7 protein-coding genes are annotated in these 11,521 nt (G+C 60.4%); 6 read left to right on the top strand and 1 reads right to left on the bottom strand.

Going from position 1 to position 11,521, the window contains the following annotated elements:
- A partial coding sequence (locus tag ABJF10_RS24155) for a PQQ-binding-like beta-propeller repeat protein (protein ID WP_348547185.1) occupies positions 1 to 939 on the top strand: 939 nt, incomplete at its 5' end.
- A gap of 107 nt (positions 940 to 1,046) precedes the next feature.
- The gene (locus ABJF10_RS24150) at positions 1,047 to 2,339 is read left to right on the top strand and encodes a SpoIIE family protein phosphatase (protein WP_348547184.1); all 1,293 of its coding nucleotides are present in this window, start codon (positions 1,047 to 1,049) and stop codon (positions 2,337 to 2,339) included.
- Between the two features lie 164 nt (positions 2,340 to 2,503).
- Here ABJF10_RS24150 and ABJF10_RS24145 read toward each other — a convergent pair whose 3' ends face one another.
- A complete protein-coding gene (locus ABJF10_RS24145) occupies positions 2,504 to 3,370 on the bottom strand; it encodes a hypothetical protein (protein ID WP_348547183.1) in 867 nt (288 codons plus the stop codon).
- A gap of 268 nt (positions 3,371 to 3,638) precedes the next feature.
- On the opposite strand from ABJF10_RS24145, the gene ABJF10_RS24140 reads away from it, so the two are divergent.
- The 4 genes from ABJF10_RS24140 to ABJF10_RS24125 all read left to right on the top strand — a co-directional run bounded on the left by ABJF10_RS24140 (position 3,639) and on the right by ABJF10_RS24125 (position 11,183).
- Positions 3,639 to 4,730: a GntR family transcriptional regulator gene (locus tag ABJF10_RS24140; RefSeq protein WP_348547182.1), complete on the top strand. Its 1,092-nt coding sequence runs from the start codon at positions 3,639 to 3,641 to the stop codon at positions 4,728 to 4,730.
- Positions 4,731 to 5,539: 809 nt separating this feature from the next.
- Entirely contained in the window at positions 5,540 to 8,086 is a 2,547-nt protein-coding gene (locus ABJF10_RS24135) for a CHASE3 domain-containing protein (protein WP_348547181.1), read from the top strand.
- Complete coding sequence (locus tag ABJF10_RS24130; protein ID WP_348547180.1) at positions 8,083 to 8,538, top strand: response regulator; 456 nt, start codon at positions 8,083 to 8,085, stop codon at positions 8,536 to 8,538. The genes ABJF10_RS24135 and ABJF10_RS24130 overlap by 4 nt, the downstream gene beginning before the upstream one ends.
- Complete coding sequence (locus ABJF10_RS24125) at positions 8,535 to 11,183, top strand: PAS domain S-box protein (protein ID WP_348547179.1); 2,649 nt, start codon at positions 8,535 to 8,537, stop codon at positions 11,181 to 11,183. Before ABJF10_RS24130 ends, ABJF10_RS24125 begins: the two co-directional genes overlap by 4 nt.
- The last annotated feature ends 338 nt before the right edge of the window (positions 11,184 to 11,521 follow it).

Genomic DNA, 11,521 nt, shown 5'->3' with positions numbered 1-11,521 from the left:
ATCTGGGAGCGTCAACTCCAGGCCACGGGCCGCACCATGTGCCAGCCGAAGAACTCTGTGGCCGCTTCCTCGCCGTGCAGCGATGGGCGGCACGTCTTTGCCTTGTGGAGTTCCAACGATCTGGCCGCGTTTGACCTCGACGGGAATCTCCTGTGGGTGCGCGGGCTCACCGCCGATTACCCAAATGCCAGCAACAGTCTCGGCATGGCTTCATCGCCCATCGTAATCGGCGAGACGTTGGTGGTGGTCATCGAGAACGACAGCGAGAGCTACTCCCTTGGTCTCGACGTGAAGACCGGTTCCAACCTCTGGAAGCTCGACCGGCCGAAGAAGGCGAACTGGAGCAGCCCCGTGCTGTGGCGGGCGGATGCCCACGCGGCGCCCGTCGCCGTGCTGCAATCGTCCAAGGGACTCCTTGCCGTTGATCAGGTCAGTGGCAGTCAGCTCTGGGAATATGCCGAGGGCGCTTCCACCATGAGCTCGAGCGTGGTTGCGGCGGGTGTGATCTATGCCCCATCGAATGGCATCACCGCACTCGCACCGCAGGCCGGTAATGCCGCGCCGACCCAGCTTTGGCGCTCGAAGCAAATCAATCCCGCCACCATCAGCCCTCTGGTTCTCGGAAATCGCATCTACAGCCTCAATGGGGCCGGTGTCATCTCCGCCGCGGAGATCAAAACGGGCGACATCAAATGGAAGCTGCGGGTCACCGGACCGTTCAGCGGCTCACCGGTGGCCGCGGGCGAGCGGGTGCTGTTGGTCAATGAGAAGGGACTCGTGCAAGTCGTGGACACCACTGCCCCGGAAGGCGCGGTGGTCGGGCAGTTGCAACTGCCGCTCAAGACGGAGACCAAGGAATTTATCCTGTGCACGCCGGCGATCAGCGGAAATCACGTCTACCTGCGGACGGACAGCGCTCTCTGGCGGCTTGGCGAGTAGGGTGGCGAAAGGGCCTTTCTTGGAGGCGAGGTCCACTCTTCATTGTCACGTAATTGTAACGGTGACCGAAGCTCCCAAGGTGTTAACTCTCGGCAGTCGTTTCCGCCGTGACCGCCCAGTCCTCCTCTACCACTATTCCCGAGCCGAAAATGGCGGATGGGATAGTGGATTGGCGGACGCTGATCGGGCATAGCGAAGCAGTGCAGGCGACAGAGCCGACCGACAATGCTTTCGAGCGCTTTCGCGACCACAAGCAGGAATACATGGCGGTGCTCGACGAACAACGCCCGGCGGGCGTCTGCGCGCGGCGCGAGATCGGGATGCTGCTGGGCGGGCGCTATGGCTACGCCCTTTTCGCGCGCAAGCCAGTCCGGGCGCACATGGCGCCGACTTCGCTTTCCGTGTCGGTGGACATGACCGTCGACGCGGTGTTGCGGGCGGTATTTTCGCGGGCGGCCGTGGAGTTCTACGATGACGTCATCCTCGTCGATAGCGAGGGCCTGTTCCTGGGCTTGATGCACGTACATACCTTGGTGCGCTTGCAGACCTCGTTGCTGGAGGCGCACGTAGAGCAATTGCAGGCGCAACGCCGCGAGATCGCGGTGAAGAACGAGCAGATGGAGACCGACCTGGCGCTGGCGCGCGAGATGCAACTTACTCTCCTGCCACGGCGCTTCCCGGCCTTCCCGCCGGATGCCTCAGTGGAAGAGAGCAGCCTGCGCTTCGCCCACCGCTACCTACCCTCGACGGCAGTGAGCGGGGATCTGTTTCACGTCCTGCCGCTCGATGAGCACCGGGCGGGCGTCTTCATTTGCGATGTCATGGGGCACGGCGTGCGCTCGGCGCTCATTACCGCCATGATGCGCGTCCTCGTGCAGGAGGCCTGCGCCAATGCCTCTGATCCGGGCGAGATTCTCGCTCGCGTGAATCGTGGGCTGATCGAAATTATTCCCACGGAAACAGGCGTGATGTTCGTCACCGCCGCCTATGCCGTGTTTGACGCTGAAACTCGTTCGGTGCGCTACGCCAGCGCGGGACATCCGGCGCCGTTGCACGTGGGGCGGGGAAAGGGAACGGTCGGGTTTCTCGCCGTGCCTCGCGGAGATTTCAATCCCGCCCTCGGCGTCTTCCCGCAGGTGGATTTCCGCGACTACGAGCGGACGCTCGAGGACGGAGATGTCGTCTTGTTTTATACCGACGGTTTGTTCGAAGTGGAGGACGTCAATGGGGAGCAGCTCGGCACCGAAGGGCTCGCGAATTGCGCCCGATCGCAGGCGTCGCTGCCGCTGACGGGACTCGTAAACGGGATCGTCTCGGCCGTGCAATCCTACGCGGCGCAAGGCTTCGACGACGATGTCTGCCTGCTGGCCACGGAGATGCCGGCGCGGCTGATGCGGTGAGGGAGCGGGCAGCGGTCATGCAGGTTTGATTTCCGTTACCCGATCCGAATTTCGTATCTAGTACGGTTTGCAAGCGATTGATGAGTCCTCGGTTGCCCAAGTCCAAACAAAAGGGTGAGCATTTCCACGATTTTCCGGCACTCCGCCGGCATCACTGGATCGGGCTATTTGGTTTGAAGGAACTCGACAACTTCCCCGTGCCGAATGATGGCAACGGCTTCCTCAATGACGTATCCCCTAAACGAGTTTTTTGACCGATATTTCACCCGTACTGCCCATGCCTTCCCGTCTTTAAACGTCATTAAAGTGACGGGCGACCATTCGATATATTCGGTCGATTTTGGATCTTTAAGGCGCGCCTTGAGATATCTCTCAACCTCGAGCACACCACCGTCCCACGGGCTATTAATCGGCTTTTCCCCAACTTCTGCTTTGAGACGCGCACTTTCCGCTGCTGCCTTGGCTGCCATCGCTTCGCTTTCCATCCTTTGTGCGCGTGCGAGTTGTTCTTTACGCGCCTGTTCCATTTGTATCCGCTGGGCGCGTTCGATCTGAACTTGATCGGCAAAATTCGTTTTGGCGTAGTGCAACTGCCTCTGGCCGCTGAGAAAGCGGAGCGTCAGTATTTCGCCAGAGCGCCTCAACAACTCGACACGGCTGCCACCCGGCACCGTTACGGTTCCCGATGAGGCGGGGATTGAAAAGCTTTCACTGGCCTTCAACGTCACTTGTTTGGGCAGTTCGTTGTCCGCCACCTTGGAAATATCGAATATGGGGACGGGGGGCTTTTGCGGCTGGCTAGGAACTTTACCTGTTGTGGGTGGCTTGCTTGGAGTTGCCGCGTTGGAAGGAGCACCTATGGCCGTTGACGGCTTCGTCGTAGCTGATTCATCTGTTTGTGAAGTCGATTTATCCGGGGCGGTTTCGGGAGATTTTTCTAGCAGCGCGGCAATCACACTGATGAGTATCACGACCGCAAACGCCTTGAAGATCGTGGAAAGGCAACCTGATTTCTTTTCTTTGTCCGCCATGGGGTATCCTTCGTGTTTAGCCTGAGGCTGTGGAGTTTGGCGGTTTTCCTTCCGCGTGGCAAGAATGCTCAAGTTGTTGTGGAAAAGGGCGTCCGTAGGTCGCAGGCCCTTTCAAACGCGCGAGGAGCTAACCAAATTGATATCTCCGGTCGACAAACGCCGAGGAGGTGGTCAATAGCATCCTTGCAAAGCTCTTGGAGCGGCGCTGAGTAGACCACTGGTCAAGTGAGTTGACCAGTCGGCGTCAGGCCGGTCATTCTCACCGGCCATGAGCCTGGCCATTCACCGACCGTCCCTCGTCGAGCAAGCCGCCGAGGCATTGCGCCAGGCTTTGCAGGAGAGGACTTGGATTGGCCGGATGCCCGGGGAGCGGGAATTGAGCCGGCAGCTCAATATCAGCCGCCCGACGCTGCGCGCCGCGCTCGAACTGCTGCGGGCGGAGGGGCGATTGAAGGTATCGCCGGGGCGCCAGCGCGTGATTGTGAAGCGGGCGGGGGGCGGGGCGCCGCTGCGCTTGCGCACGGTCGGTGTGCTGACGCCGCTGCCGTTGCAGGAGATCCCGCCGTTCGCGCTTTGCTGGATGGACCGATTACGCGAATTGCTCGCCCAGGCTGGGCTGCAACTGGAGATTCATAGCGGCCGCCGCTGGTACTCGCGCCGGCCGGAAAAGGACCTGGCCGCGCTGACGGAGCAGGCGCCCGCCGGGGCGTGGTTGCTGTTCATGACCAATGAGCGGATGCAGCGCTGGTTTGTGGAGAGCAAACTGCCGGCGGTGCTTTCGGGCTCGGGTCACCCAGGCATCGAATTGCCGTCGGTGGATTTCGACTATCGCGCGGTGTGCCGGCATGCGGCGGGCCAATTCCTGCGGCGGGGGCATCGGCGAATCGTCCTGTTGATGCAGGCTTCGGACACGGCTGGGGACCGCGAGAGCGAGGCGGGTTTTCTCGAGGCGTTTCAGACCAGGGCAGGCGCGGCGGCCAACGCGATCGTCGCCCATCACGACGGGACACCGGAAAGCATTCGCCAACGATTGCACGGACTGCTGGGCGTGGCGGCGGCGCCCACGGCGTTCCTGGTGGCGCGCTCGATGCCAGCGTTGATGACGGCGAGCGAGTTGCTGCGGCGGGGCCTGCACGTCCCGAGTGATGCCGCGGTCATCGCGCGCGACAGCGATCATTTTCACGAATACTTCTCGCCGCAACTGGCCCGCTATCGCGCCGATCCGGAGATGCACGCGCGCCGCCTCTCGCGGATCCTCATCCACTTGATAGGGGAGGCTCTGCACCGCTCCAATCGCATTCGCATCATGCCGAAATTCTTCCCGGGCGAGTCGCTGGGGGAAATGCGCCGCAGTTCCTGACCCGATCCATACCGCCCCGCCCCGCCCAGAGGCCGCTTCCCAGCACTTTTTCCGCAATGGAGCCCACAGAGCCCATAGAGCCATGCACTTTTTGTGCGGAGTTATGCGAGACTTCCCCGTATGAATTCAGACGAATCCCACTCCGCTCGCAACGGCCGGATCGCCCACTTCCCGCCGGCCATCCGCCAGGCTCTCAATGAACGCTCCTCACCAAAGAACGCAGGCAGCGCCTCGTAAATGACTCAACCCCGCCCGAGCCTGATGCCGGAGGCATCCCAGCGCCCCTAGCCGGTGGTTGAGCGAAGCGACACCTCCGGAAATGGTGCAGGAGACGGCTCACCTCGAAGAGGTGGCAGCCCCTGCTCGATTCAAGCCGAATGAAGCCAATTCAAGGTAAATCAAGGCTCTCAAGCCCCGAAATTTCTCCCTCACGTGCAGGTCACGCACTCTTTTCTCTCTGCCTCGACACATCTGCCATTGCCCCGCAATGGATAGCGGCGGCAGGCGCGCCTCAAGCCGAATCAAGCCTTATCAAGGCGCTCAAGCCTCGGAGATTTTCTCCCACGCGCAACCCGATGAAAGAACATTGTAGTGGAAAACTTGACATCCCATCCGCATCAGAATTTTCATTGTCTTATCGGAGACGGGGAGTTACGACCGGAGGCGGCCCTTAAGTGATTTGGCAATACATGGATCAAAGTGCTCCAAAGTCGGTGCGTAGGAGAGAGACGACGAATAGGGTAGTCGGCGTCGCTCTCGTGATGATGATTTGCCTGGGGGCGGCTTATGCTTTCTGGAGTACGACGCACATGTTGCGCACCCTGCGGCTCGTCGATCATACGCTTGAGGTGCGATTGGAACTGGAGCATACGTTCGCGGGAGTGATCGATGCCGAAACTGCAGAGAGAGGTTATCTACTGACCGGCAAGCAACCTTTCCTGGAGATGATGGCGCCGAGTCTGCAAACGGCGCGGCAATCGCTCGAGGCACTGCGTCGGTTGACCGCAGACAACCCCGCTCAGCAAAGACGGTTGGACCGGTTGATGCCGTTGTTCGACAAGAAAGTCGCACGCCTGAGTGATCAAGTGAAAGTGCGGCAGGAGCAGGGACTGGACGCGGTGGTTGGAAACGTCGGCACGCCGGAAGGCCTGCAGTTGATGGACGATATCCGCGGGATTATTTACGAGATGGGGGGAGACGAGGATCGTTTGCTCAGCGATCGTACCGTGGCGGCGCAGGCTGCCTCCCACACCACACTGATGGTGGTGAGTTTGGGCAGTGCCAGTATTATCGTGCTGATCGCGCTGGCCGCGGTGATGACGCAACGGGAATTAGCGGCGCGAAGGAACGCGGCGCAGGTGCAAGGGGCGGCCCGCGGCTATGCAGAAAGCATCGTGGACACCGTCCGGGAACCCTTGCTCGTGCTCAGTTACGATTTGCGAGTGGAGAGAGCCAATCGCGCCTACTATCAAGCCTTTCGGACCACCCCGGCCGAAACCGAGGATCGTTTGCTCTCGGAAATCGGGGATGGGCAGTGGAATCACCCGCAACTCGCCGGTCTGGTGACGGCCGCGTTGAGGCTGGATGAGAAATTCGACGATTTGGAATGGTCTTACGATCTGCCTGCCACCGGCCGCCGAACCGTGCTCCTCAGTGGGCGCAAGCTTTATCGGCCGGGCAATCATACAGAAGCGGTATTGCTGGCGATCGATGATGTCACCGAGCGGCGAAAGACGGAACAAGCACTGACAACCAGCGAGGAACGGTTTCGCACGATCGTCGAATCCGTGGAGGATTATGCCATCCTGATGCTCGACGCGGAAGGCTGCGTCGCCAGTTGGAGTCGGGGTGCGGAACGGACCGAGGGTTACAAGGCCGAAGAAATCGTGGGCCGCCACTTCTCGCGGTTCTATCCGCCGGAAGATGTCGCGGCGGGTAAACCGGAACGCGAACTGGCCGAAGCCCGAAAGACAGGTCGCGTGGAGGATGAGGGCTGGCGTGTGCGCAAGGATGGGACACGCTTTTTTGCGAACGTCATCATCTCGGCGATCCGCGATGAGGAGGGGCAATTGAAAGGGTACGTGAAGGTCGCGCGCGACATCACGGAACGACATCGCATCGACCAGATGCATGTGCATTTTCGGGCACTCTTCGATTCGCTGCCCGGTCTCTATCTCGTCCTCACGACAGATTTGACCATCGTGGCCGTGAGCGATGCCTATTTGAAAGCGACGATGATGGAGCGCGACGGAATGCTCGGGCGCCGCCTCTTCGATGTTTTTCCGGACAATCCCGACGACCCCCAAGCCACCGGCGAGACCAATCTGCGAGCGTCCCTGAATCGGGTGCTGAAGACTGCCCGGGCAGATACAATGGCGATCCAAAAATATGACATCCGGCGCCCCGACGGGACATTTGAAGAGCGCTATTGGAGCCCGGTGAATTCACCGGTCCTGGGAGCGGGACGCAGCATCGAGTATCTCATCCATCGCGTGGAGGACGTCACTGACTTCCTCAAGCAAAAGGAACCTTCTGCGAGCGCCCGGGGCGAGACCCCGATTCGGGTGGATCGTGTGGAAGCGGAGATGTTCCGCAGCACTCAACAAGTGCAGGCCGCGAACAATCAATTGCGCGCGGCCAACGCCGAATTGGAGGCCTTCTCTTACTCCGTATCTCACGATTTGCGCGCTCCGCTCCGGCATATCGACGGCTTTGCTGATTTATTAGGTAATCATGCCGGTGCGACGTTGGATGACAAAGGGCGGCGATATCTTAAGACGATTGCTGACTCGGCCAAGCGGATGGGCGCATTGATCGATGACTTATTGGTCTTTTCACGCATTGGCCGCGCGGAAATGCGCCGGACAAAGGTGGATTTGAATGCTCTCGCGGACGAGGTCGTTCAGGAGCTTCGGGTTGAGACCAATGGGCGAAATGTCGTCTGGGAACGACACAAATTGCCGCTCGCCGATGGAGATCCCGCTCTGTTGAGGCAGGTATTGGTGAATCTTTTGGCCAATGCCGTAAAATATACCCGTCCAAAAGACCCTGCGATGATCGAAATAGGATATGTGAAAACAGGTGAAGAGGATACGTTTTACGTGCGAGATAACGGCGTTGGTTTCGACATGACCTACGTCGGGAAGTTATTTGGTGTCTTTCAGCGTCTTCACCGGGCGGAGGAGTTTGAGGGCACGGGGATCGGTTTGGCGAATGTCCAGCGCATCATCGTGAGGCACGGGGGCCGGGTATGGGCCGAAGGCAAGCTCGGCGAGGGCGCAACCTTTTCTTTCACCTTGCCGACCGGGGCGGGGTCTAATTTATGCGTCAGCGAACCGATTAATTCATCTCAATGACCACCAAAGTTAAGCGGATTCTCCTCGTCGAAGACAGCGAACATGACATCGAGTTGACCCTTGCGGCGCTGGAAGCGCACAATGTTGCCAATGAAGTCGATACCGCCCGCGATGGCGCGGAGGCACTGGATTACCTTTATCGCCGCGGGGCTTTCGCCGGGCGATCCAACGACCTGCCGGTCGTGGTGCTGCTGGATCTGAAAATGCCCCGGGTGGATGGATTGGAAGTCTTGCGGCAGATCAAGGCAGATCCTGAATTGAAAAAGATCCCGGTGGTGATGCTCACGTCCTCCCGCGAAGAGCAGGACTTGGTGCGCAGCTACGAACTGGGAGTGAATGCCTACGTGGTCAAGCCCGTGAACTTCACGCAGTTCATGGACTCGGTGAAACAGCTTGGCTGCTTCTGGGCGGTCATCAACGAGCCGCCGCCTTTGCCAGCCCAGCCTGCATGAGCGATCCGAAGAAATCAGAAAAGGCGGGCCCTCGAGTGCGGATCATCCACCTCGAGGACAACCTGCTGGATCGAGAAATGGTGGCCGCGATGCTGGAGAGCAATGGCATCGATTGCGACATCGTCTACGCGCAGGACCGCGACTCGTTCCTGGCCGTTCTCGAAAGCGAAGATGCCGACGTGATCATCTCGGATTTTTCACTGCCGGGCTACGATGGCGGCCGGGCGCTCGAATTGGCCCGCAAAATGCGCGAAGAAGTGCCCTTCATTTTCTTTTCCGGCACGCTGGGCGAGGAGGCTGCCGTCGAGAGCCTGAAGAACGGCGCGACCGATTATATCTTGAAACAGCGGCCCGAGCGGCTGGTATCGGCGGTGCGGCGGGCCTTGAAAGACGCCGCGGCGCGCCGGGCTCGCGAACGCATGGCGGAGGAATTGCAACAGCGCGATGCGCTGTTGCGAAACATCATGGAAAACGTGGAGGATCTCGTCTCGGTGGTGGATCTCGAAGGCCGATTGATCCTGAGCAGCCCTTCCCACCGGAAGCTTTTCGGGATGACCACGCCGGTCGTGGGTGCGGAGTTTCTGGCGAATGTCCATCCCGATGATCAAGGGCGCATCAAAACGCTCTTCGAGCGGGCCATCGAGGAAGGTTCGAGCCGGGCCGTCGAATATCGCCTGCAACTTCCGGATAGTACCGTGCGCTATCTGGAGGCCCACGGGAAGCTCATGTTCGATGAAAGCGGAGGAAAGCAGGGCGTGCTGTGGGTGGCTCGCGATATCACGGAACGCCGGTTCGCAGAACAGCAGATCCTCGAGCAAGCGGCGTTGCTCGATGAAGCGCGTGACGCCATCTGCGTGAACGACCTCGATCAACGCATTCTGTTTTGGAACAAGAGCGCGGAGCGGCTCTACGGATGGACCTCCAACGAAGCCCTGGGACGCAACGCCAATCAATTGCTTTGCCAGGACCAGGTGGCGTTGGTGGCGCTGAAAACCCTGATCCAGTGCGGAGAGTGGAATGGGGAACTGCACCAGGCGACGCGGGCCGGGACGCGCCTCGTGGTGGCGAGTCGATGGACGTTGATCCGCGACGAAGCCGATGCGCCGAAGTCCATCCTCGTGATCAATACGGACATCACGGAAAACAAAAAGGCGGAGCGGAAGATCGAGGAACAGGCGGCCCTGCTCGACAAGGCGCGCGATGCCATTCTCGTGTGCGATCTCAACCAGAGCGTCGTCTATTGGAACGAAGGGGCCAGTCGGCTTTATGGCTGGGCGCAACCGGAAGCGGTGGGGAGGCGCGTGGAGGAGCTCCTTTTTGGGAAGACCCCTGCCGGATGGACCGGCATTCGCCACGCGGTGGATGAAAAGGGCGAGTGGATCGGCGAACTGCACCAGCGGGCGCGCGACGGCCGGGAACTGGTCGTCCAGTGCCGCCAGACGCTGGTGCGCGATGCTACGGGCAAGCCGACGTCGGTTCTCTATATCAACAGCGACATGACGGAGCAGAAGAAGATCGAAGCGCAGTTTTTGCGCACCCAGCGCATGGAGAGCATCGGCGCGCTGGCCGGGGGCATCGCGCACGATTTGAATAATGTGCTCGGCCCGATCATGATGGCCGTGGAGGTCATTCAGAGCGACCCCCGCAACCCAGCCAACGCGGGCTTGCTGGAATTGGTTGGGAGCAGCGCGAAGCGTGGTTCCGAGTTGGTGAAGCAGATTCTGTCGTTTGCCCGCGGCATCGATGCGCAAAAGACCATGCTCAAGATCCCGCAATTGATCGGCGAGGTGGTGAAGCTGGCGACCGATACCTTCCCGCGCGACATCACGGTGCGATCCAGGGTCACGGACGATCTTCCCCCTGTTCAAGGTGATGCCACCCAGATGCATCAAATTTTGCTCAACCTCTTTGTCAATGCGCGCGACGCGATGCCCAAAGGGGGAAATCTCGATATCCAGGTTCGGACGGTGATCTTGGACAAGCGGCTGACCAAGTTTCATCGCGAGCCGCTTTCCGGCAGTTTTGTGGAGATCAAAGTATCTGACACGGGCACGGGGATTCCGACCGAAGTGTTGCCGAAGATTTTCGAGCCGTTTTTCACCACCAAGGATCCCGGGAAAGGCACCGGCCTTGGCCTGTCCACCGTGCTGGGCATCGTGAAGGCGCACGGCGGATTCGTGGAAGTAATCAGCGAGCCGGGGAAGGGGACCTCGTTCTTCATCTACCTGCCCGCCACCGAGGCCGCTCCAGTCACGCCGGAGCCCGCGGAGGCCGGTGAGCCGATGCATGGTCGCAATGAGGAAATATTGATCGTGGACGACGAGGCGGCGATCCTGGAAATCACGCGGGAGACGCTGGCGGCCTTCAATTACCGCGTGCTGGCCACCAGCAGCGGCGAAGAGGCGGTGTCGCTCTTTGCCCGTCATCACACCGAGATCGATCTGGTGATCACCGATCTGCTCATGCCTGGCATGGATGGCCCCACACTGATTCATAACCTGCGCAAAGTGAAACCGAACGTGAGGCTGATCGCGGTGAGCGGCATCTCCGCGGACGCCAAGCAGTTGAACACCCAGGGCTTTTTGAAGAAGCCGTTCGGCACGGCGGCCCTGCTGAGGAGCGTGCGTTCCGCATTGGACGCTTGAGCGGCGCGGCTCTTTGGAGGCTTGGCACGAAGTGCGACGCGTCGATGGGTGAGCAGGCAAGTCATTTGGAAAGAGCGAAGGCGCCCTCCTCGCGGAGAGCGCCTTCCTATTTGGCGGCGATAAGCCGAATTCTGTCCCGCCGCGGTTGCCCGCGCCGGGGATGATCATTTCTCTCAGCCCGCTTGCGCGGACCGCCGCGCGCCTTGCGGCGCGCTGATGCGACTATTACCCGGGAGTGCCGTGCCCGAAGGCGTGGCGGAGCAGGCGGCTCGGCTCCCTGTTTTGTCTTGCACCGCATGGGGTTTGTCGTGCCCCGGCACTTGCGTGCCGGGCGGTGG

The sequence above is a fragment of the Chthoniobacter sp. genome, assembly GCF_040003245.1.
GTDB lineage: Bacteria > Verrucomicrobiota > Verrucomicrobiia > Chthoniobacterales > Chthoniobacteraceae > Chthoniobacter.
This window is presented reverse-complemented; position numbering and strand designations above follow the sequence as displayed.

What these genes read in the sequence shown, in the direction of transcription:
- ABJF10_RS24125 (WP_348547179.1), top strand. Translation starts at nt 8,535, where the DNA reads ATGAGCGATCCGAAGAAATCAGAAAAGGCGGGCCCTCGAGTGCGGATC.
- ABJF10_RS24130 (WP_348547180.1), top strand. Translation starts at nt 8,083, where the DNA reads ATGACCACCAAAGTTAAGCGGATTCTCCTCGTCGAAGACAGCGAACAT.
- ABJF10_RS24135 (WP_348547181.1), top strand. Translation starts at nt 5,540, where the DNA reads ATGTTGCGCACCCTGCGGCTCGTCGATCATACGCTTGAGGTGCGATTG.
- ABJF10_RS24145 (WP_348547183.1), bottom strand. Translation starts at nt 3,370, where the DNA reads ATGGCGGACAAAGAAAAGAAATCAGGTTGCCTTTCCACGATCTTCAAG.
- ABJF10_RS24140 (WP_348547182.1), top strand. Translation starts at nt 3,639, where the DNA reads ATGAGCCTGGCCATTCACCGACCGTCCCTCGTCGAGCAAGCCGCCGAG.